We start from the raw sequence: 22,407 nt of genomic DNA, 5'->3' as shown, positions 1-22,407 counted from the left end.
GATTGGCAGGCCTAAAGGCCTGCGCTACGTGCTACTTGAACAGCGACTTTGCTCACCCCTGCCTACCCGAGCGCCACGATGGCCGCTTGGCGAGGCCCCGTGACGGTTGCGGCGCGGTCGCTCACGTACATGTTGATCTCCGTCCTGACGCCGAAGCTGTCGAAGTAGAGACCCGGTTCGACGGTGAAGCCGGTGCCCGCCAACAGCCGACGATCGTCGTGTGTCTCGTAGTCGTCCAGATTGGCACCGTTGCCGTGCACCGTCTCGCCAAGGCTGTGACCCGTGCGGTGCAGGATGTGGTCGGCGTAACCTGCGGCTTCGAGCACGGTGCGTGCCGCGCGGTCCGCCTCGAAACCGCGGATGGTGCGCCCACCCGCGACAGCGTCGGTCACGGCTGCCACGGCGGCATCGCGCGCCTGCACGATGCTGGCGAACGCGTGTCGGTACTCCTCCGGCACGTCCCGTCCCGTGAACCCGACCCAGCTGATATCGGCGAAGATAGCGCCAGGCTCGTCCAGCGTACCCCAGAGGTCGAGCAACACCAGCTCGTTCCGACGGATCGGCCGGTGCTGGTTGGCCGTCGGGAGATAGTGTGGATCGCCTGCATTCGCCATTGCCGCCACCACCGGCGGCGAATCGCTGACGAGCCCCTCCTCTGCAAACCACCCGGCCATTTCCTGCTGCAATGCGTATTCCGTCGTGTCGCGGCCGCCAGCAACGCGGCGGAGCGCGTCGAAAGCCCGATCCTTGATCCGGTAGAGGCGCTCGGACGCTGCCCGATGCGTCTCGAGCCCCCGTTCGCTCCATCGCACCTCGAACTGTTGCACGAGATCGCCGGATGAGATGACCTCGATACCGCGCCGCCGGACGGCTTCAACCGTACCAGCGTCGACGCGGGCAATGTACGGGATGGCACATTCGGCTGAGTACTCCATCGCGACCCGCCGGCAGCCCTCGAGCACCTGGGACAGCCCGGCGTCGAGCGAGCCGCGATCTGCGTACTGCAGCTTGCGCCCGGGCAGCGCGTCGAGCGCGTGTGCTTCGATGCGATGCACGAGGCCGCGCGGGTCGCCCACAGCCGGCACGACATAGTACCAGCGGCGGGTCGCCAGCTTGGCCGAGCCGTTCACGCCCGCGAGCTTGCGGGCAATGGGATTCGACCCGCGAAAGTCGTAGAGCAGCCAGCCGTCCAGCCCCTCCTCGCGAAGCGCGGCTTGCACGGCGGCCACATCCAAGGGCATTTCGGCAGTATAAACGAAGGTTCGAGGTTTGAGGGTCCCCGCGAACCTTGAACCTCGACCCTCGAACCTTGATAATGTCCCAGCGCCAGCGCGCTGCCTGTTTCCTTCCGGGTTATCTTCCCGGTTCGTGGTCTCGAACCATGCGACGATCCTTGCTTGGCCCTATTTTGGCCGCTGTCATGGGCGCGGTCCAGGCACAGCCGTCTGCGCCGCCTCGCCAAACGCCGGCGAACGACCAATCCAACCCTGCGCCGTCGACTGCCTCGGAGTCATCGGCGCAACAGCCCTCCGCGGCGGTCTTCAGGACCGAGATCAACTACGTCGAGGTCGACGTGTCCGTGACCGACGAGAAGGGCAACTTCGTGAGGAGCCTCACGCAGGGTGACTTTCAGATCTTCGAGGAGAAGATTCCGCAAAAGATAGCGACCTTCACCGAGGTTGCCATTCCCGTCGACCGCACGGAGACGACGCTCTTCGACGGCAAGCCGTTGCCGAGCGATACCGCCTCGAACCAGCAGCCCCTCGATGGGCGCATCTACGTGATGGTGCTCGACGACGTGCACACGCATGCGCTGCAGTCGTCGCTCGTCAAGAAGGCCGCCAACGAGTTCATCGAGAAGCATCTCGGTGCCAACGACATTGCCGCCGTCGTCTACACCGGTGGGCGCACCGACGCAGCGCAGGAGTTCACCAGCAACAAGTTGCTGCTCGAGCAGTCCGTCAATCGCTTCATGGGACGCAAGATCCGATCCGCGACGCTCGAGCGGTTGGATGCCTACAACCGGCAGCGAGGCACGCAGCTACCCGATAGCAGCTCTAATCGGGCCGGCAAGGGCATTCAGGACCCGTTGGACTTCGAGCGGGCGTACAACGCGCGTACTTCCATGGGCAGCCTGGAGAACATCGCGCAATACCTCAACAATGTGCAAGGGCGCCGCAAGGCCATTCTCTTCTTCAGCGAGGGGATCGACTACGACACGCTGGACGTCATGGGCGATATCCAGCGGAATGCCTCCGACGTCTTGTACGCCATGAAGGACGCCATCGCCGCCGCGACGCAGAACAACGTCGCCTTCTACACCATCGATCCACGTGGGCTCGGCGCGATGTTCGGCGGTGAGAGCATTGAAATGACGGCGCCCCCGGAGGATCCTGCCTATGGCATCGGTACGCAGTCCCTTGCGTCCGAGGCGCGGCGATCGCAGGACAGTCTGCGCACCCTGGCCGAGGAGACGGGCGGCCTCGCGGTCGTGAACACCAACGACTTCGCCACGGCATACGACCGCATCGTCCATGCCAACAGCCACTACTACCTGCTCGGCTACTACCCGAAGTACGAGCGCCGCGATGGCCGGTTTCGCCGCATCGAGGTGCGGGTCAAGCGCCCGGGCGTCAAGGTGGTGGCGCGCAAGGGATACCTGAGGCCGCGGGGTCGTGAGGAGAAGCCGCCAGAGACGCCGGCGCCAACCGACACCTCTGCCGGGGTGAAGGAGCTGCTCAGGAGCCCGCTGCCCCAGCCCGGCCTCACGCTGGGCGTCACGGCTGCCCCCTTCAAGGGCACTGACGAGAAGGCCGACGTGGCGGTGACCATTCAAGTTCCGGGGCAAGGGCTGTCGTTCAAGGAAGAGAACGGTCGTGCGGTGAACCAGATCGAGGTGTCGCTCATCGCGATCGACCACGAGGCCAAGGTGCAAGGCGGCGACCGGGTCCTGATCGATCCCAAGCTGCGACCGGAAACTCACCAGCTCGTGCAGCTCACCGGGTTCCGTCTCGTACGCAAGCTGGAGCTGAAGCCGGGCCGGTATCAGCTCCGCGTCGCCGCGCGCGAGGCGCAGAAGGGGACGCTCGGCTCGGTCTTCTACGACCTCGAGGTGCCCGACTACAGGAAGAAAAAGCTGGCGATGAGCGGCATCCTGCTCACGTCACGCGCTGCGGCCCTCACGTTGACGCCGGCGTTGGACGACGACATCAAGGAGATGCTCGAGACACCGCCTACGCCGGTGCGCACCTTTGTGGCGGGGGACACGCTAACGGCCTACGCGGAGCTGTACGACCCGCTGGAGCGGGCGCACAACGTTGCCATCACCACGCGGGTGAAGAGCGTGGATGGACGTGAGGTCTTTCGGGCGACGGAGCAGCGCGCCTCGACAGAGCTCGAGGGGAAGGGCGGCGGCTACGGTCACAAGGTCGAGATTCCGCTGGTCGACGTCGAGCCAGGGAAGTATGTATTGCAGATTGACGCCGTGCCGACGATCGGCAAGGAAACCGCCTTGCGCGAGCTCTCGTTCGACGTCGTGGCGCCGCCAGAGCCGCCGCCCAGCACGGCTGGAGGCGGACAGGAGGCGCAGGAGGACAGCGATGCCGTGGCGTTCGCAAACTTTGCATTCGGCCCGTTGAGCAACCGCACCAAGCCGGAACAGATCGTCATTCGATCGCAGGCCGAGTGGGAGAAGCTGTGGGAGTCACTCCCGACCGGCAAGCCGCTCCCCAAGGTCGACTTCGAGCAGGAGATGCTAGTGGCTGTGTTCCTTGGCCGGCGCTCCACGGGAGGATACTCGGTGCGCGTGGACAGCGTTCGTCGTGAAGGCGACGGGATCATCGTCGCGTACCGAGAAGTCGCTCCAGCGTCGGACGCCATACGCACCCAGCAGTTGACGACCCCGTTCGCCGTGGCGCGTGTCGTGAAGACCGACGGGGCCGTGCGCTTCGAACAAGTGGAGGCAAACAAGGCCTCCCAATGACGGAGCGCATCGCGCCACGCACGACGACGACGGGACTCGATCCGCGACTGGCGGCCGTGCTCGCCTACTCGGCATGGTGGATCACCGGGCTCGTCTTGCTCGTGCTGGAACGCGATAACCGCTATGTTCGATTCCATGCCCTCCAGGCGCTCGTCGGCTTGGGGGGCCTGGCCCTGCTCACCGTCGTGCTCGCGGCCGTGTCGCTGCTGATGCTGACCGTTTCGTATACGGCGATGCGCGCCTGCGTCTACGTGGCGCAAGCGGTGGCGATCCTGAGCATCCTCGTGTGGCTGGTGTGCATCTACAAGGCTTCGAGGGGCTATTGGTGGAAGTTGCCGCTGGTTGGGACGTGGGTGGAGCGAGTGATTACTCAATAACCGTCACAGTTCGCCATTCCACTCCTCGGCCTCGGGTGCCTGCGAACGGAAGATCTCGAGGTGCCATTTGCCGCCGCCCCAGGGTTCGATGACCTCTGCTGCGACGACATCGACGAGGATCTCACCGAAGCTCCGTCCCTCAGGGTCGCCTTCAAGGTGATACGCTGGCTCCTCCCAGGAGAAGCTCGGATACAGGATCATCGTGAGGAACAGATCGTACCCGTCGTCGACGACAACCAACTGTCCACAGGGGCGCTTGAGGGTCGAGTGATAGATGAGGTATTTCTCGGCGCTGTGCGCGCGAATGTAGCGCTTGAGCGCGAACTCACGCGCCACGATCTCTTCAACCGCGATCTTCTTGTCCCAGCAGTCACGGCAGTATTTCTCTTCTCCGCGTGGCTCCGACACCTCTTTGGCGCCGCACAGGGGACACCGCGCGCTCGATACGGACTTCCGAGGCATACGACGTCATTCTACGAGAAGGGTAATCCTCAATGCAAAAATTGAGCCTCGATCGCTTTCGCGTCAAACCGGGAACGCGCGTCACGCTCGCACAGTGGGACACGGACGACACCACGCCGTTCACGAGCCCCAAGGCGGCAGGAAAGGAGCTCGACCGGCTTCTCAAGAAGCTGTTCGAGCTCCAGGAGCGGCTCTGGGCAGCCGACCGGTGGTCCGTGTTGCTCTTGCTGCAAGGATCGGACGCGGCGGGAAAGGACGGGACGATCGAGCACGTCATGCGTGGTCTCAACCCGCAAGGTGTCACCGTCACGTCGTTCAAGGAACCATCGGCTGAAGAGCTCGATCACGACTATCTCTGGCGCGTCCACCGCGCCATGCCGCGGCGCGGGCATATCGGCGTCTTCAACCGCTCCCATTATGAGGATGTGATCGTGGTGCGGGTCTACCCGGATCTCCTGACCGGCCAGAAGCTTCCGCCCGAGCGTGTCACCTCGCAGATCTGGGACGAGCGATTCGAGGACATCAACGCGCTGGAACGCCATCTCTGGCGAAACGGAACGCTCATCCGCAAATGCTTTCTGCACGTGTCGAAAGGAGAGCAGCTCAAACGCTTCTTGAAGCGTCTCGACGATCCAGCCAAGCAATGGAAGTTCTCGGCCGGTGATGTCGCGAAGCGCCAGCACTGGCACGATTACGAGCGTGCGTACGAGGAGATGCTCTCGGCCACGAGCACTGATGTGGCGCCTTGGTACATCGTGCCGGGTGACAAGAAGTGGTTCATGCGATTCGTGGTTGCGCGGATCCTACTCGAAGCGCTCGAAAGCCTCGATCCGCAGTTTCCAAAGCTGTCGGCTGCGGAGCGCAAGCAGCTCGCGGCCATTCGCCGCGACCTCGGTGAGGCGTGAGGCCCGGGAACCAGATAATCTACGCACTGCAGAGATGCGTCGTGTACCATATCGTGTAAGCATCAACTCGTGCCGGCACGAGTCCGGCGCAACTCTTGCGCCAGCGGACGTAGGCGAACGCGAGCACGCGGGAGATGTGTGCTGCGACGCCGATGCCGCCAGTCACGTCTCCCCCAAGGAGCTGCAATGTTTCTCGGATTGAGATGAACGTCGGTAACAACGCCGTGGCGTTTTGGGGAGTTTCCGATATCGAACAGGCCTATCGGCATCTGCTCGACCAGGGTGCCGAGCCGCGCCAGGCCGTGAAGGACGTGGGCGGGGACATCAAGGTGGCAACGGTTGCCGACCCGTTCGGCAACATAGTCGGCCTAATTCAGAACCCGCATTTCAGAGTCACAGACTGAGTGCGCCGACGATCCGGTTACTCGCTCTTGCTCGTCACAGTCTCTATCGCAGGAAGGTACATCCGTTCCACGTATTCCTTGAGCATCCGTCGCGTCGAGAAGCGGGGCGCAATTGTACGGATGGCCTCTTTGACCATTTGAACCCAGCGTCTCGGAACGCCCTGCTCGTCGCGCTCGTAGAAGGTGGGGACGATCTCCTCTTCGAGCAGGCGATAGAGCGCCTCTGCGTCGGCGGCGTCCTGTGCCGCCAGATCCTCGCTGGTCGTACCCGGATCGATGAGCCAGCCGTTGGCGCCCGTATAGCCTTCGGGCCACCAGCCGTCACCGATGCTGGCATTGAGCACGCCGTTGACCGAGGCCTTCATGCCGCTCGTGCCGCTCGCCTCCAGCGGCTTGCGCGGGTTGTTCAGCCAGACGTCGCAACCCTGGACGAGAAAGTGCGCGACGTGCAGGTCGTAGTCGTCGACAAACGCAACCCGGCCGCCGAACGCCGGATCCACGGCACGGTGATACACCGCTTGAAGTGCCCGCTTGCCCGGTTCATCGGCAGGATGCGCCTTACCAGCAAAGATGATTTGCACCGGGCGCTTGAGCTCGTTGAGAATGTGCGCCAGGCGCGCAGGGTCGTGAAAAATGAGCTCTGCTCGCTTGTACGTGGCAAAGCGGCGAGCGAAGCCAATGGTGAGCGCTTCGGAGTCGAGCAGGGTGCCACCGGCCAGAACGCGCGCGCTGTTCACGTGCTGGTGTATCCAGCGGTCTCGCATACGCTCACGCACGAAGGCGAAGAGATATCGGCGTAGCCGCTGACGCACACGCCAGAGCTCTTCGTCTGGAATCGCCAGCACCTCATCCCAGACCTGCGGGTCGTCTTGCGCGTCGCGCCAGCGCGCGTCGAGGTACGTGTCGAAGAGGCGCGCGACGTCCACGGCCAGCCACGAGGGCACGTGGATGCCGTTGGTGATCGACGTCATTGTGTCCTGGCGACCCAGCTCGTCGAGCAGCGGTTTCCACATGGTGCGTGTCACGTCGCCGTGCAGCCGGCTCACGGCGTTGACCGCGCCGGAGGTGCGCATGGCGAGCGTCGTCATGTTGAACTGCGTACCCTGTCCATTGTCGTAGCCACCGAGCGCGAGGAACTCTTCGCGAAGCTCGCCGAGACTGCCCCAACAACCCGCCAGGTGCGTTTCGACCAGAGAGAACGGAAAGGCATCGTGTCCGGCGGCGACCGGCGTGTGCGTTGTGAACGTCGTCGTCTCCCGTACGTGTTGAAGCGCTTGATCGAAGCGTGCGCCATGCTCGACCAGGTCACGGATACGTTGCAGCGCGACGAACGCGGCGTGGCCCTCGTTGAGGTGCCACAGAATGGGGTCGTAGCCGAGCGTCCGCACGGCACGCACACCCCCGATGCCAAGCACGATCTCTTGCTGAATCCGCGTTTCGCGATCGCCGCCGTAGAGTCGCGCGGACAGCTCTCGGTCCCACGGGGCGTTCTCCTCGAGGTCCGTGTCGAGGAGATACAGGTCGACGCAGCCGAGTCGCACGTGCCACACCTGCGCCAGCACGGTGCGGTTGCCGAGCGGCACGGCAACCACGCAGTCTTGGCCCTGCGCCAACGTGGCACGCTCGATCGGCGCATCCTGCCAGTCGAGGCGGACATAGTGCTCCTCCTGCCAGCCATCGGCGGAGAGGCGCTGGTGGAAATAGCCCTGCGGGTACATGAAGCCGATGCCGATGAGCGGCAGCCCGAGGTCGGACGCCTCCTTGCAGTGATCGCCCGCGAGCACGCCGAGACCGCCCGCATAGATGGGCAGCGATTGGTGGAGCGCGAACTCGGCCGAGAAATAGGCGATCGGTCGTTGGCGGCCGATTGGGGTGCGGCGCGACCACCAGGTGTCAGTGGCGCATTGGGTGTTTTGGAGCTGCTCCAACGCCGTGTCGTAGAGACGCAGAAAGGCGCGATTGCTGGCCACCTCCGTCAAGCGCTCCGGCGAGACCAGGCGCAGCAATTCGACGGGGTTGTGTGCGGTCGCCCGCCACAGGGGGTAATCGAGCGCGCGAAACACTTCGCGCGCATGGTCGTGCCATACCCACCAAAGGTCGTTGGCGAGCTCGCGCAATCCTGCCACGCGAGAAGGGAGTTCAGGAAGCTCGGGGTCGTGCTGTTCCATAGCAATTGTCAACTATCGACGCCCGACCTGAAGGTCGGGCCTACTCGGACACCAGCGAGGTAAACCGCGCTAGATCGATGTTGCCGCCGGAGAGGACCGCAACCACCGGGCCGGGACCGGCCTTCCCGCTCATGGCCGCGGCGACCGCGCAGGCCGCGGCGCCCTCCGTAATCACATGCGTGCGCTCGGCCACGAGACGCATGGCCGCGCGCACTTGCTCGAGTGTAACGACAATCGAGCCCTTGATCCGCGGCGGCGAGACGAGCGGCCACATCGATCGCAGCACGGACTTGCCGCCCGCGCCATCGACGAACGAGGCTTTCCAATTGGGAAAAACGCTCGGCCGGTTCGACGCGATCGAGACCGCCAGCGGCGCTGCGGTCTCCGGCTCTGCACCATAGACCTGGACATCCGGCCGCAACGCGCGCAGCCCGGCCGCAATGCCCGCCACGAGACCACCGCCGCCAACCGCGGCAATGACCGATGTCACTTCGGGAAGATCCTCCACGATCTCCAAGGCAATCGTGCCGTTGCCGGCAATAACATGATCGTCGTCGAACGGGTGGACCATCGCTCCAGACATGCGGTCCGAGCCGTGCTGCTCGACGGCGCGCCACGCTTCATCGTACGACACCGGCACGATCGTCGCGCCCAGCTGCTCGATCGCCCACCGCTTGGCCTCCGGCGCCGTGTCAATCATCATGACCGCGCATGGTGCGCCCATGCGCCGCGCCGCGAGCGCAACGCCTTGGGCCGCGTTCCCCGCACTGACCGTCCACACGCCGCGAGCGAGCGTCCCAGGCGGCAAGCGACGGACAGCGTTGTAGGCGCCCCGGATCTTGAACGCGCCAATCGGCTGGAGGGTCTCGAGCTTTACGTAGACGCGAGGCCGATCGGCTTCGGTGCCAGCACCGGGCAGATCCAACGGAATGAGCGGTGTCCGCACCGCCACTGCATAAATGGCCGCGGCCGCCTCTCGCACGGCTTCGATGGGGATCTCACGTTCGATGCTCGGTGCAGCCAAATCGCACTATGCTAGTCAGCGGTTCTTGCCCCCGTCAATGCAGGAATCGGATTCGGGAATTGGGAAACGGGAACGGCGAGGAGCGTGTGAATGGGTAAGCGCATCACCCGGCGAGAGTTCGTTCAGACGAGCGTAGCGGCGACAGGCGTGGCTGCGGTGACCTCAACGACGCAGGCGGCGCCGGCCGTGCTGATTCCAGCACCAGCCAAGCCTGTCGTCGTCGGATCGGCGAATGGGAACCGCTACAAGAACGGCGGGCCCATGACCGCCGTCCAAACGGCGTTCACCCAGCTCACGGCGGGCAAGGACGTCCTCGACGCCTTGATCGAAGGGGTCAGCATTGTCGAGCTCGATCCTGAAGATTCGAGCGTGGGCTTTGGTGGTCTTCCGAACGCCGACGGCGTGATCCAGCTCGACTCGTGCTGCATGCACGGACCGCTGCGGCGTGCCGGCGGCGTTGCGGCGCTCGAGGGCGTGCGCACGCCGGCACAGGTCGCGCGCCTCGTCATGAACCACACCGACCACCATCTCATTGTCGGAAGAGGCGCACAGGAGCTCGCACGCCGGTTTGGATTCGAGGTCGAGGAGGATCTCAACACGCCGCATTCGCGCGCGCTGTGGCGGGAGTGGAAGCGGCGCACAGACCCGGAGCACTATCTCGATCCCGAGCAGCGCGCTCAGGCGGGGTACCGCGCCACCTTGCAAATGGCACGCGAGGGCCTGTTGGACCCGGAACACATCTGGGGCACGATCAACTGCGACGGCGTCAGCGCGAGCGGTGAGGTCTGCGGTGTCACGACAACGAGCGGTTTGGCGTGGAAGATACCGGGACGAGTGGGCGACTCACCGATTCTTGGCGCGGGATTGTACGTCGACAACGATGTTGGGGCCGCTGGATCCACCGGCCGGGGTGAAGCGAACCTGTACAACCTGTGCTCGTTCCTCGTGGTGGAGCAAATGCGCGCAGGGCGCCACCCGAAGGATGCGGCGCTCGAGGCGTTGAAGCGCGTCCAGGCCAACACGGTCGAGAAGCGGCTCCTCAACTCGCGCGGCCAGCCCAGCTTCCAGCTCAATTTCTACGTGGTGAGCAAGAAGGGTGAGTTCGCCGGCGTCTCTCTGTATCGCTCGAGGTTTGCGGTATGTACCGAGCAAGGAGCGCAGACGTTGGAGACGGAGTTCCTGCTTCCCGGAGAGCCGACCGACGAATGAGGTTACTTCGATTGGAGTAGCCGGCGGAGCTCGTCAATCGGCAGGGCTTCTACCGTGTGGCCGTTGCCGGTCGTGGTCGTTGCGGCGAACAGCGAGTTGTAGACCGCCTCCTCCGTGGCTTCGATGACCGCTTGGAACAACGGCGAGAGCGCATCGGACGGGAGTAGCGCGCGCGGTCGTGCCCCCCGGTCGCCGTGACGCCAGCGGGCGTCGCGAGCGGTCGAGAAGGCTATCGCGAAATCGCCGCTGCCGTTCGTGTACGAGGAGCCGGTTCGTGCGAGTGCGTAGATCGCGCGCGCCGCGAGGCGTTCCAGTGCCGCCGCGTCCAGAGGCGCATCGGTGCTGGCGACGATCATGCACGATCCATCGTCGGAGCGCCGGTCGCCATCCGGAGCGCCCGCCACCGGGAAAGGCGGCTGCCCGAGCGTGCGCCAGACCGGCACGCCATCGATGGTGAGAAACCCACCGTAGTTTGTCTGCACCAGGACGCCGACGGTAAAGCCGCCGTAATCGCGTGGCAGCACACGCGATGCCGTGCCGATGCCGCCCTTCCAGCCAAACGCGGACGTGCCTGTTCCAGCGCCGACCGCGCCCTCCGCCACCGCGCCCGCGGACGCCTCCTCGATAGCGTGCAGGACATCGGCACCGCCGACATGGCGTCCCCGGATATCGTTCAACCTGCCGTCGTTCGTCTCGCCGACCAGCGGGTTGACGGAGCGCACATCGTGATTGCCAGATTGCTGCAGCGTCCACTCCACGACGGCTTCCGATGCGGTGCCGACGCTCAGCGTGCTCGTGAGGACGATCGGCGTCTCGATCGTGCCCAGCTCGGCCACCTGCAGCGCACCCGCGAGCTTGCCGAACGCGTTCCCAACGAACACGGCGCCGGCGACCTTGTCCTGGAAGAGATTGCCGCCGTGCGGCAGGATGGCGGTCACACCTGTGCGAACGCGCTCCCCTCGAATGAGCGTCGCATGTCCAACGCGTACGCCCTCGACATCCGTGATGGTATTGAGTCGACCTGTCTCGAACACTCCCGGCCGGATGCCAAGGTCGCGCGCCCGCGGGCGGGGCTCCTGTGCCTCGACCACAAAGGTCGCACCCAGCAGAACGAGCATGAGCAACACACGTGCATACCTGGACATGGCGACTCGTTTCCTTGCCTACGCTTTGCGCTGCACGAGCAGACTGATGCGGGTCAGCAGCTGGCCATCTGCCGATACATCGAACCAATAGATTCCTGCTTGGTCGATCTCGAGCTCGAGCGGTACCGTGAGCGTTGCGTTCGGGAAGCTGTTCGAAAACTGCATGCGGCGCGAGACGGCAGGGCCGGTGGCGCCAGACGGGTACTGACCTTGGACCGTGACCTCCTTGGACCCTCGGGTCGTTCCCGCGCGCAGCGACACGACCGCGAGGAGTGATATCACGACAGGCTCAGCGGTGGTTACATCGGTGGGGAGCTCGACCTCGACACCGTCGACGATACCGCGAACGTCGACTGTGCCGTCGGGTTGGCGATCGAGACGCTGGCACAAGAGCGCCATTGCGATGAACGGACCAGTCATCCGCCTATTATCGACTGAAGGCGCGAAGGCCGACAGCGCCTGGTGGAGACTGTTCTCGGAGCTTGCGTCTCCATCGGCCCCGGCGGGCAGTTGCCGCCAAGCAGGTACAATGGACCGATGACGCACGACATCCAAGGAGCCGTCTTCGACATTGACGGCACACTACTCAACAACATGCCCTTCCACGAGGAGGCCTTCAACACGTTTGCCGCTGTTCATGGGCTGCCCCAGTTGACGCCGGAGACACGCAAGTGGATGGACGGGAAACGCAATCGCGACATCTTTCCACGCCTCTTCTCTCGCGACGATATGACGCTGGAAGAATCGGAAGCGCTCTCGGAGCAGAAGGAGTCGCTCTATCGCGAGTTGTCGAAGGGCCGCCTGTCATCGTTGGCCGGGCTCGACCGACTGCTGGACCTTCTCGAAGCACGCGGGGTGCGGATCGCCTTTGCCACGTCGGCACCCAAAGCCAACGTCGAGCACACCTTGGCGGAGCTCGGTCTCGACCACAGGCTCGGACTGGTCGCCCGGAGCGACGAATTGCCCCGGGGAAAGCCGTTTCCTGACGTATTCCTGGAAGCGGCGCGCCTGATTGAGGCTCTCCCCGAGCATTGTCTCGCATTCGAGGATGCACCAGCCGGCATCGTCGCCGCCCGCGCGGCCGGTATGACGACAATCGGCGTCAGCACGAGCTATCCGCGAGAGATCCTGGCGCAGACGGATCCACCGCCGCACGCCGTCATTGCGGACTACGACCAGTTCCTGAGCGAGCGAGGTGCATGGCTCACCGCGCCGCCGCACGCGGCGCCGAAGGACACGGCGTCAGCTCGTACGCATTCTGGAACGGAAGCGTCGTTATCCGAGTAACACGCGGGAGCTCACGTGAGATTACTGCCCATTCTCATGTTGATGGCGGCCTGTGCCGTCGGCGCGGAGCCTGACGCAGCGAGGATGGACGCAGTGGTCGCCAGCCGCGTGGAGGCGGACCAGTTCTCAGGAAGCGTCTTGGTCCAACGCGGGCAGGAGACGATCTTCGCAAAGAGCGTCGGTTGGGCCAACGCAGAGCACGACGTTCCCAATCGCGCCGAGACCAAGTTCCGAATCGGTTCGATCACGAAGCAATTCACGGCGGCAGCGGTGCTGTTGCTGGAGGAAGATGGGAAGCTGCGCGTGCAGGATCCGGTCAGCGTACACGTGGCGGACGCTCCGGAGGCGTGGAAGGGAATCAGGATCCATCACCTGCTGAGCCACACGTCCGGCATTCCCAGCTTCACGTCCTTTCCCGAGTACCGCGAGCTGAAGCTGACCGAAATGAGCGCAGCGGATATCGTGAAGGTGTTTCGAGACAAGCCGCTGGAGTTCGAACCGGGCACGAGGTTTCAGTACAGCAACTCGGGATATCTCTTATTGGGTTTCCTCGTGGAGAAGATATCTGGGCAGAGCTACGAGGAGCTCTTGCGCAGCCGCATCTTCGGACCGCTCGAGATGAAGAATAGCGGCTACGATCACAATCGCGCCATTGTGACGCACCGGGCGGCGGGCTACACCCGTGGTCCAGACGGGAACCCTCAGAACGCCGACTACATCAACATGTCGGTGCCGCACGCCGCGGGCGGTCTGTATTCCACGACAACTGATCTCTGCCGCTGGGTGCGGGGCTTGTTCGGCGGCGAAGTTCTGTCAGACGCCTCACTGAAGAAGATGATCACGGCCAACCTCGAGAGCTACGGATACGGGCTCGTCACAGGGAAGTCGTCGGGGCACACGTTCGTCGCGCACGGCGGCGGCATCGAGGGATTCAACACGGACCTGCGATACTTCCCCGACGAACAGATGTGCGTAACAGTGCTCTCCAACGTCAACACCAGCGCGACAGGCGCGATGGCCGACGAGCTCGCAAAGCTAGCATTCGGCGAGCAAGTGACGCTGCACTCCGAGCGCAAGGAGATCCCGCTCGACAGCGAGACACTCGCGAAATACGCCGGCGTCTATCAGTCTGACGGAGGGCCAACGATGACGATCACGTTGGAGGACGCCGGTCTCATGTCCAGGCTTGGCAACCAGCCCAAGCTCCAGATTTACCCTGAGTCGAAGACAACGTTCTTCCCTAAAGAAGTGGCAGCGGAGCTCGTCTTTTCCATAGATGTCGCGGGGAACGCGACCGGATTCGTGCTGCGCCAGGCGGGTCGAGAGCGCCAGTTCATGCGCGGACCGGAGAAGTAACCGACCTCTCTCGCGGGCTATCGTCACCTGCTCCTGATCTATTCGGCGCGGAGCGCAATGTTCGGGCTCACGCGAAGTGCGCGGCGCAGCGGCAGGATGGCGGCGACGGCGATGACCGCTGCTAACGCGCCCGATGCGGCAGCCAACATGGCGATGTCGAGTGAGGCCGTGGCGCCGATCACTGAACGGGCCACATGGGTAATGGTGACTGCCGCCGCGGCGCCGACCAGCAGTCCAGCCACTGCCAGATATATTGCTTCGGTGAACACCAGCCGCGCGACATGTGCACGGCCCGCGCCGAGCGCGACGCGCAGGCCGATCTCGCGGGTTCGTCGCTGCACCGCATCGGTCATGATGCCGTACACGCCGATGGTCGCCATGGCGAGTGCGATCAGCCCGCACAATCCAACGAGCGTCGTCGTCAGACGGTCGAGCGCGCGCGAGTCCGACAGGTGAGCCTCGAGCGTTGACGCCCGCAGAATCCTTCCACTGCCTCGGTCTGAGGGATCCCTATTGCTATCCAATAGCAAGTGCGCTACAGTCATATTGCTAGACCATAGGAGAAAATATGGCCGAGAAGACTGATGTCTGGCAGGGCACACTCGCGTTGATGGTGCTGAAGACGCTCGAGACACTCGGACCAATTCACGGATACGGCATTGCCCGCCGCATCGAACAGACCAGCGGAGATCTGCTTTCGATCAACTACGGCACGCTGTATCCCGCTCTCCTCAAGCTGGAGCAGGAGGGCTACATCACGTCCGAGTGGGGGGTGTCGGAGAACAATCGCAAGGCGAAGTACTACCGCTTGACGCGTGCGGGGCGAAAACAGGTCGAGAAGGAGGCGCGGGCGTGGGACCAGACGACTACGATCCTCGCGAGGTTCCTGGCTCCGGGCACGGAACGATCCTGAGGCGGCTGCGCGCGCTGATGTTACGCGTGCGGAGTCTGCTCGCGAGGCGGCGTCTCGATGCGGACTTGGCCGCTGAGCTCGAGAGTCATCTCCAACTGCACGTCGACGACAAGATCCGCGCCGGCATGACACCAGACGAGGCGCGGCGTCAGGCCGTCCTGATGCTCGGCGGCATCGAGCAGACGAAGGAGCGGTATCGCGATCGCCGTGGATTCCGGCCGCTCGACGAGATCGCGCAAGACGTGCGGTACGCCGCGCGCCTATTGCGGAAGAACCTTGGCCTCACGTCCGTCGCCATCGTGTCGCTTGCCCTTGGCATTGGCGCCAATGCCGCCATCTTCTCCCTGTTCAACCACATGCTGCTGCGCGCGCTGCCGGTGCCCGACCCAAACCGACTGGTCAACCTGACCAATCCTGGGCCGCGGTCGGGTGGATGCACCACCGGCCCATTCGGCGACTGCGACTCCGTCTTCAGCTATCCGATGTTCCAGGATCTCGAGCGACTCCAAAGCCCGGGTCCCCAGCGCCCTTCGACAGGCTCAGGGCGTCCCGAGCTTGCCGAGGGACGCGGTAGTGGCCGCGCTGGGGTGGAAAAGGTCTTGTCAGGGATCGGCGCGTACAGGTGGTTTGATGCCAACCTGTCATATCGGGGCGAGACGCTGAGCGGCGGCGGTTTGGTGGTCTCTGGCAACTACTTCCCGGTGTTGGGCGTCCAGCCCGCGCTCGGACGCCTGATCGGACCAGGAGACGATCGCGCGGTGGGCGAGTCCGACGTCCTCGTCTTGAGCCACGCGTACTGGCGGCAGCGGTTCGGGGCCAATCCCAACGCGGTCAACGACACGATCGTCGTCAACGGCCGACGGATGACCATCGTCGGGATCGCCCCACCCGGCTTCGAGGGGACGACGCTCGAGTACCAGCCTGACGTGTACGTGCCGATCACCATGCTCGGGTACGTGAACCCCGGCTGGGACGAGTTCGACAATCGCCTCAACTACTCGTTCTACCTGTTTGCCCGCCTCCACTCGGCGGTCAGCATGGAGCAGGCGCGGACAGCGATGAACACCGTATATCGCGGGATCATCAACCACGTCGAAGCTGCCCTCCAAGCGGACATGAGCGAGAAGGAGCTGGCGAAGTTCAAGGCGAAAACGCTGGGTGTGGACCCGGGACGCCGTGGTCTAAGCAGCCTGCGTGGCGAGGTGCGAACACCGCTGACCCTGCTGCTCGCGGCTACGGGCGCCGTGCTGCTGATCGCCTGCGCGAACCATCGCGAACCTGCTGCTGGCGCGCGCCGCGACGCGCGCGAGCGTGCCGAGCTGGAGATCAACGTCCCGTACCGCGCGCAGGTGGAGCAGGACATCCAGCTTCTGAGCAATCCGGGCGGCGACTTTCTCGAACGGTTTCGAGCAAGGAGGATCACGCTGGAGCCGGGCCAGTACGGCCGCGGCACGCTGGACGACGAATGGGGAACGCCATTGCTGCTGCTGATGGGTATGACCGTTCTGGTGCTGCTGATTGCGTGCGCCAACGTGGCAAACCTCCAGCTCGCCCGTGCCACGGCCCGAGTGCGGGAAGTCGCAGTGCGCACCGCCATGGGCGCGTCGCGCACGCAGCTCGTTCGCCAGTTCCTCACGGAATCCTGCCTGCTCGCCGTTGCCGGAGGTGCGCTCGGGATCAGCGTCGCCTATTGGACACAGCGCGCGATTCTGGTGAGTCTTCCTCCATGGACGGGCATCCAGGACTTGGAGCTCACCAGCCTCGACCACCGCGTCTTGTTTTTCTGCCTTGGGCTGTCGGTCTTGACCGGTATCCTGTTTGGACTCTTTCCAGCGCTGCAGGCCTCCAAGACCGACCTGACCTCGTGTCTGAAGGACCAGGCGGGCCAGATTTCGTCGACAGGCCGTGGAAACGTCTTTCAGAAGACGCTCATCGTGGCACAAGTAGCCGTGTCGTTGCTGCTTTTGATCTCGGCGGGACTCTTTGCCGGTACGCTGGTCAACGTCGCGCGCATCGACCCTGGCATTCGAGCTGACCACCTGATGACGTTCTCGTTAGGGCCGAAGCTGCACGGTTATACCGACGAACGCATCGCGCAACTGCACGAGCAGCTCACGAGCAGATTATCGCGCATTCCGGGAGTGGTGCTCGTCTCTTCGGCGTGGGCAGCGGTGATCACGGGTAGCACGAGCCGCATGCGCATCAGCGTGGAAGGCTATACTCCGCCAAGCGGGGGCAGCGCCAAGTCGAACTACAACCGCGTCGGCGCCGATTACTTTCGCACCATGGGCACACCACTCATTGCCGGACGCGAGTTCACGCGCGCCGACAACACGGCCGCACCGCCGGTTGCCATTGTCAACGAGGCATTCGTTCAGCAGTTTCTGCCGAATCAGGATCCACTTGGGCGCCATCTGGGCAGCGGCAGCGATGAGGCACTGCCCACGACGATTGTCGGCGTCGTAGAGAACGCCAAGTTCTCGCGGATGCGAGAGGATACGACCCCAACGTTTTACAGGCCGCTGCGGCAAAGCGACGAGTGGGACTCTCTGTCGTTCTATTTGCGAACGACAATTCCTCCGGAAAGTACCTTGCCACTGATCCGGCATCATTTAGCGGCACTCGATTCAAGCTTGGCGATTGGCGAGGCAAAGACGATGCAGGCGCAGATCGAGGAGAGTCTGTTTGCGGAACGAATTCTATCGTTTCTCACCGGTACGGTCGCGGGATTGGCTGTGCTGTTGGCGGCGATTGGCGTCTATGGCGTGTTGGCGTACAACGTGGCGCGGCGCACCCGGGAGATCGGGATTCGGATGGCGCTCGGTGCGGACGCGGGCGATGTACGGGCGCTCGTTGTCCGTGAGGTCGCCGTCATGCTCGTAGTCGGCACGGTGATTGGTCTGGCGTCAGCAGCCGCCGCGAGCCAGCTGGTACAGTCGTTCTTGTACGGCCTACAGCCGTGGGACGTGCTCACCTATGCTCTCGCCGTCGCGGCGCTCTGGCTCGTCGCACTGGCGGCTGCCGGCATTCCCGCGCGTCGCGCCACGAGTGTCGACCCAACCGTTGCCCTCCGGTACGAGTAGAAAAGGAACCGGGTACCTTTTCGCTCCCGAAAAGGTACCCGGTTCCTTTTCCCCGACGCTTCAACGATAATGGCGCATGCTCTTTCCACGACTGGTCCTCGTCGCCGTTGTGCTGGGCGTCATGCCGATGCGCGCCCAGAGCGGCTGGACGTCGCTCTGGAACGGCCGTGATCTCGACGGCTGGACCACGTGGATGCGAGAGCCAGAGCCAAGCTCGGAGGTCCCGGGGTTGACGCGCGACCAAGACGGGAAATATACGGAGCCGATTGGATCGGGACGAGATCCGCTGAACGTGTTTACCGTGGTCAGCGACGTCGACGGCCAGCCAGCAATCCGGATCTCCGGCGAGGTGTTCGGCGAGCTCCGCACCACGCGCTCGTTCGAGAACTACCACTTGAAGCTGCAGTTCAAATGGGGTGAGAAGAAGTGGCCCCCGCGCGAGCAGGCCGAAACTCGGCGCGACAGCGGTTTGCTCTACCACGTGCATGCCGCCCCCGGTGCCGATGGCCGCACGTGGGCACGCTCGGTCGAGCTCCAGATCCAAGAGCACGACGTCGGGGATCTCTACGCCGTCGGATCAGCGATTGCTGTTCGCGCCAAGCGGCGTCCAGACACGACGCCCGCGCTGTACGACTACGATCCGACTGGCGAGTGGACCTTCTTCTCTCAGAGCCAAGGTGCGCCCGGCCGATGCATCAAGCAGCCGGACAACGAGAAGCCGACCGGTGAATGGAACACCGTCGAGTTGGTGGCGTTCGGTGACACGGCCATTCACATCGTGAACGGCAAGGTAGTCATGCGTCTGCATGGCCCGGTGCAGATTGATGGCGACCTGCCGACGCCCGTCACCTCCGGCCCGATCATTCTCCAATCAGAGGGCGCGGAGATCTTCTATCGCGACATCCAGATCCAGCCGATCACGGCTATTCCGCCGGAGTTCGCGGCGAGAGACTAGAGCTGTCACAAAAAGCCCCCCTTCAGCTGTTCTTTAGATAGGCTTCCTTCGATCGCATAACTGATAGGCCCCTCGCCATCGAGTGAGGGTCCGGTGCCTGAGGACTCGTCCCGCGGGATGAACCCTCGGCGCTGTGGAGACGCGATGTCGTCCGATCTGTCGCGGTGCCGGGTCAACCTGGTCCAGCAAGTGGAACCAGCGACGCCTGCAGCTCGGCGTCAAGCTGTACTTCTGAACGAGGGGCCTGAAGGCCCCTCGCGCTGGGTGATCGAGCGGAACCACCTGTACGGTGTGCCCGAGCACGCGATCCACGCGCACCGGCTGTATGGCACATCGATCTCCGACAACTACATCGAGGGCTTCGGCGAAACGGCGCAGGGTGGAATCTGGTATGGGATCGAGGCGACGATCCAGGGAGACAAAGCGTCCACCATCGCCAACAACAAGGTGTTTACCGGCGACGAAGACAACGGCGGCTCAATCTACCGCTACATTGGAATCTCTGGAGTGAACTACAACCACGGTGTCGTGAGCGTCACGGGAAACGCAGTCCGCGGAGCAGGCACACCGCGCGGCTTTGGTCTGTACTACTCACAAGGCGGAGGAGACGGGTTGACCGTGGCTTCGTCTGGGAACATCATCACCGACATCGGGTCGGCACTCGCCACAGAAGGAGATGACGTGATGGTGACGCCGGTGATCTAATCGGGCTCGTTGTTGGTAGACTCGTGGCGTACTGAGGAGATGAGTATGCGTGTCGCGGGCTCTCTTGTTGCCGGCGCCGTATTGGTGGGGAACTTGGCGAACGCGGGGCCTTCGGGAGGCACGCTCGGTGCACCGAGCCCTGGTTGATCGGAGGTGTCGTTTGAACCGCCGACGGTTCATCTCGCTGGGAGGAGGGGTGAGTGTCGGAGCGGCCGGCCTGAGCCTGCGCTGCTCTGACAGCTCTCAGGTGCCGCGCGTGGCCACGGCGCAGTCGTCGAGCCGCGTCCAGATGCACGTGGGAACACAGCGGTCGGGAACCACTGCGGAGATGTTGCAGTACTTCAAACGTCACGGCGTGGATCACATCTGCGGCTATCCTCCAGACCCAGGCGAACGGGGCTACTGGACCGTGGAAGACGTCGAGCAGACCCGCGAGCTGTGTGAGAAGCATGGCATCACCTTGTCGATGGTTGCCCTGCCTTTCCTACCCTCGAGCCACATCGACAAGGAAAGGCGTGGAGCCATCATGCTCGGGAAGTCGCCCGAGCGTGACCGGGACATCGAGCACGTCAACCGTATGACCGAAGCGTGCGCGAAGGTCGGTGTGCCAGCCTGGAAGTACAACATGAGCATCCTAGGCGTCCTGAGAACGCAACCGACGCCGGGACGAGGCGGCTCCACCTACAGCACGTGGCGCCTGGCGGACGCTGTGGCGGATCCTCCATTGACGCGAGCGGAACGGGTCACCGCCGATATCTTCTGGGAGCGGATCACCTACTTCTTGGAACGGGTCATCCCAGTCTGTAACGAGCTCAAGATTCGCGCTGCCTGTCACCCGCACGACCCGGGTGTGCCCGAGGAAGGTTTTCAAGGAGTCGACCGGGTCCTCGGTACGGTTGACGGGCTGAAGAAGCTCGTTTCCATCCAGGAGAGTCCGTATCACGGGCTAAACCTTTGTCTCGGCACGACTGCTGAAATGCTGCAGGAGCCCGCACGGGAGATTCACGACGTGATCCGGTACTTCGGCGAGAGAAAGAAGCTGTTCAACATTCACTTCCGAAACATCCGTGGCAGACGGAACGATTTCCAGGAGGTCTATCCAGATGAAGGCGATATGGACATGTTCCAGGTCGCCCTCACCTTGAACGAAGTGGGTTACCCCTACATGCTGATGCCGGACCACATGCCCAGCCATGCGGATGACCCTGGTGGCCGACAAGCCTTCGCTTACGGCTATGGCTACATCAAGGGCGTTATCCAAGGTGTCGAGGCTTATGAAGCTCGAAGGTCTTTGTCCTGATCGCCAACGGCCAGGCAACAAGAGATGAGAAAGCCCGCTTCCGTACCGCTGAGAATGTCCGGGGCCCCTTGTTCTTCTCGTTTCTCTATTCGTGCTCGACCTGCTTCGTCAGAGTGTGGGCCTGAAAGCAAGGTATGCGAAGGCGGACACGGATTGCAGTGGTCGGGAGTGCGAACGTCGATCTGACGACATTCGGGGACCGCTTTCCCAAGCCGGGCGAAACGCTCTTCGGCGATCGCTTCGACCTGGGGTGGGGCGGCAAGGGCGCCAACCAGGCGGTCGCGGCCCGCCTCTGTGGCGCCGACGTCTCGATGGTCGCACGGGTAGGGGACGATCTCTTCGGGCCGGGCACCGTCGAGAATCTGGTGTCGTACGGGATCGACACGTCACATGTGCGCCGCGTTCCCGGCGTTTCCAGCGGCGTCGCACCGATCTTCGTCGAGCCGAACGGTCAGAATCGCATTCTCGTCGTCAAAGGCGCCAACGATCACCTCACGGCGGCTGACGTCGACGCGGCGGCGCCGATGCTGTCCCAGGCGGCTTGTATCGTGTTGCAGTTCGAAATCCCGCTCGACGTTGTCTACCACACCATCCGCTTCGCACGCCGTCACGGCATCCCCTGCATCGTCAACCCGGCACCGGGCCAGCGCATCGATCTGTCCGAGCTCGCCGGAGTTGACTATGTCATTCCGAACGAAACCGAGGCTGAAACGCTCACGGGGCTGAGCGTTGGTTCGGTAGAGGAGGCCAGGGCGTGTGCGGCGCATCTGGTGTCGGAGGGACTCGGGACGGTTATCATTACGCTGGGCGCTCAAGGCGCGCTACTGGCGCGCGATGGGCAGTCAGAGCTCTTACCCGCATACAACGTCGTCGCGAGAGACACGACCGGCGCAGGCGATGCGTTCGTCGGCAGCTTCGCCACCTTCCTGGGCGAAGGCTTGTCTGAACGCGACGCCATCGCGCGCGCCAACCTTTACGCCGCGCTGTCGACGATGAGCGCCGGCACACAGAAGTCGTTCGTGACGCGTGAGCGGTTCGAAGCGGAGTGGCAGCAGCGCAATAGATAGATGTGAGACTTGCCTTGCTTGACACCGAATCGCGGGTGGCGTATGGTCACGTCGCGCCATGAGAT

20 protein-coding genes are annotated in these 22,407 nt (G+C 63.7%); 13 read left to right on the top strand and 7 right to left on the bottom strand.

Translation table 11 applies throughout. The features are described from left to right. Positions 1-62 precede the first annotated feature (62 nt). Positions 63-1,241: a M24 family metallopeptidase gene (locus GEV06_10620; GenBank protein ID MPZ18349.1), complete on the bottom strand. Its 1,179-nt coding sequence runs from the start codon at positions 1,239-1,241 to the stop codon at positions 63-65. Positions 1,242-1,315: 74 nt separating this feature from the next. On the opposite strand from GEV06_10620, the gene GEV06_10615 reads away from it, so the two are divergent. Together GEV06_10615 and GEV06_10610 are read left to right on the top strand one after the other, a co-directional pair. Beyond that, on the top strand, positions 1,316-3,982 hold the full coding sequence (locus GEV06_10615) for a VWA domain-containing protein (GenBank protein MPZ18348.1): 2,667 nt from the start codon (positions 1,316-1,318) through the stop codon (positions 3,980-3,982). After that, positions 3,979-4,359 carry a hypothetical protein gene (locus tag GEV06_10610; protein ID MPZ18347.1) on the top strand — a complete coding sequence of 127 codons (381 nt, stop codon included), beginning with the start codon at positions 3,979-3,981 and terminating at the stop codon, positions 4,357-4,359. The genes GEV06_10615 and GEV06_10610 overlap by 4 nt, the downstream gene beginning before the upstream one ends. Positions 4,360-4,362: 3 nt before the next feature. On the opposite strand, the gene GEV06_10605 is transcribed toward GEV06_10610, so the two are convergent. Next, positions 4,363-4,821 carry a hypothetical protein gene (locus GEV06_10605; protein MPZ18346.1) on the bottom strand — a complete coding sequence of 153 codons (459 nt, stop codon included), beginning with the start codon at positions 4,819-4,821 and terminating at the stop codon, positions 4,363-4,365. Positions 4,822-4,853: 32 nt separating this feature from the next. On the opposite strand from GEV06_10605, the gene GEV06_10600 reads away from it, so the two are divergent. Both GEV06_10600 and GEV06_10595 read left to right on the top strand, forming a co-directional pair. Further along, positions 4,854-5,726 (top strand): polyphosphate kinase 2 family protein, encoded by an 873-nt coding sequence (locus tag GEV06_10600; protein ID MPZ18345.1) that lies wholly within the window; start codon positions 4,854-4,856, stop codon positions 5,724-5,726. A gap of 203 nt (positions 5,727-5,929) precedes the next feature. Further along, positions 5,930-6,130 carry a hypothetical protein gene (locus GEV06_10595; protein ID MPZ18344.1) on the top strand — a complete coding sequence of 67 codons (201 nt, stop codon included), beginning with the start codon at positions 5,930-5,932 and terminating at the stop codon, positions 6,128-6,130. A 17-nt stretch (positions 6,131-6,147) separates the two neighbouring features. Here GEV06_10595 and glgP read toward each other — a convergent pair whose 3' ends face one another. Beyond that, a complete protein-coding gene (gene glgP, locus GEV06_10590) occupies positions 6,148-8,298 on the bottom strand; it encodes an alpha-glucan family phosphorylase (protein MPZ18343.1) in 2,151 nt (716 codons plus the stop codon). A 40-nt stretch (positions 8,299-8,338) separates the two neighbouring features. Beyond that, complete coding sequence (locus GEV06_10585; GenBank protein MPZ18342.1) at positions 8,339-9,322, bottom strand: pyridoxal-phosphate dependent enzyme; 984 nt, start codon at positions 9,320-9,322, stop codon at positions 8,339-8,341. A gap of 90 nt (positions 9,323-9,412) precedes the next feature. On the opposite strand from GEV06_10585, the gene GEV06_10580 reads away from it, so the two are divergent. Next, entirely contained in the window at positions 9,413-10,531 is a 1,119-nt protein-coding gene (locus tag GEV06_10580; GenBank protein MPZ18341.1) for a twin-arginine translocation signal domain-containing protein, read from the top strand. A 2-nt stretch (positions 10,532-10,533) separates the two neighbouring features. Here the strand turns inward: GEV06_10580 and GEV06_10575 are convergent, their stop codons facing one another. Together GEV06_10575 and GEV06_10570 are read right to left on the bottom strand one after the other, a co-directional pair. Further along, positions 10,534-11,676, bottom strand: coding sequence for a S58 family peptidase (locus tag GEV06_10575; GenBank protein MPZ18340.1), 1,143 nt, complete (start codon positions 11,674-11,676; stop codon positions 10,534-10,536). 18 nt (positions 11,677-11,694) lie between these two features. Continuing rightward, on the bottom strand, positions 11,695-12,096 hold the full coding sequence (locus tag GEV06_10570) for a hypothetical protein (protein ID MPZ18339.1): 402 nt from the start codon (positions 12,094-12,096) through the stop codon (positions 11,695-11,697). 117 nt (positions 12,097-12,213) lie between these two features. Between GEV06_10570 and GEV06_10565 the strand changes: the two genes are divergently transcribed. After that, positions 12,214-12,963, top strand: a complete 750-nt coding sequence (locus tag GEV06_10565) for an HAD-IA family hydrolase (protein ID MPZ18338.1) — start codon at positions 12,214-12,216, stop codon at positions 12,961-12,963. Between the two features lie 15 nt (positions 12,964-12,978). Beyond that, positions 12,979-14,319 (top strand): serine hydrolase, encoded by a 1,341-nt coding sequence (locus GEV06_10560; protein ID MPZ18337.1) that lies wholly within the window; start codon positions 12,979-12,981, stop codon positions 14,317-14,319. Positions 14,320-14,357: 38 nt separating this feature from the next. Here the strand turns inward: GEV06_10560 and GEV06_10555 are convergent, their stop codons facing one another. Next, a complete protein-coding gene (locus GEV06_10555; protein ID MPZ18336.1) occupies positions 14,358-14,864 on the bottom strand; it encodes an FtsX-like permease family protein in 507 nt (168 codons plus the stop codon). A gap of 23 nt (positions 14,865-14,887) precedes the next feature. Between GEV06_10555 and GEV06_10550 the strand changes: the two genes are divergently transcribed. The 6 genes from GEV06_10550 (at position 14,888) to rbsK (ending at position 22,342) form a co-directional block, all read left to right on the top strand. Further along, positions 14,888-15,232, top strand: coding sequence for a PadR family transcriptional regulator (locus tag GEV06_10550; GenBank protein MPZ18335.1), 345 nt, complete (start codon positions 14,888-14,890; stop codon positions 15,230-15,232). Between the two features lie 17 nt (positions 15,233-15,249). Then, complete coding sequence (locus GEV06_10545) at positions 15,250-18,315, top strand: FtsX-like permease family protein (GenBank protein ID MPZ18334.1); 3,066 nt, start codon at positions 15,250-15,252, stop codon at positions 18,313-18,315. Between the two features lie 76 nt (positions 18,316-18,391). Next, a complete protein-coding gene (locus GEV06_10540; GenBank protein ID MPZ18333.1) occupies positions 18,392-19,270 on the top strand; it encodes a DUF1080 domain-containing protein in 879 nt (292 codons plus the stop codon). Between the two features lie 93 nt (positions 19,271-19,363). Then, positions 19,364-19,975: a hypothetical protein gene (locus GEV06_10535; protein MPZ18332.1), complete on the top strand. Its 612-nt coding sequence runs from the start codon at positions 19,364-19,366 to the stop codon at positions 19,973-19,975. A 289-nt stretch (positions 19,976-20,264) separates the two neighbouring features. Then, positions 20,265-21,275: a TIM barrel protein gene (locus GEV06_10530; GenBank protein MPZ18331.1), complete on the top strand. Its 1,011-nt coding sequence runs from the start codon at positions 20,265-20,267 to the stop codon at positions 21,273-21,275. Between the two features lie 134 nt (positions 21,276-21,409). After that, entirely contained in the window at positions 21,410-22,342 is a 933-nt protein-coding gene (gene rbsK, locus GEV06_10525) for a ribokinase (GenBank protein MPZ18330.1), read from the top strand. Positions 22,343-22,407 lie beyond the last annotated feature (65 nt).

This window comes from Luteitalea sp. (assembly GCA_009377605.1).
Classification (GTDB): Bacteria; Acidobacteriota; Vicinamibacteria; order Vicinamibacterales; family Vicinamibacteraceae; genus WHTT01.
This window is presented reverse-complemented; position numbering and strand designations above follow the sequence as displayed.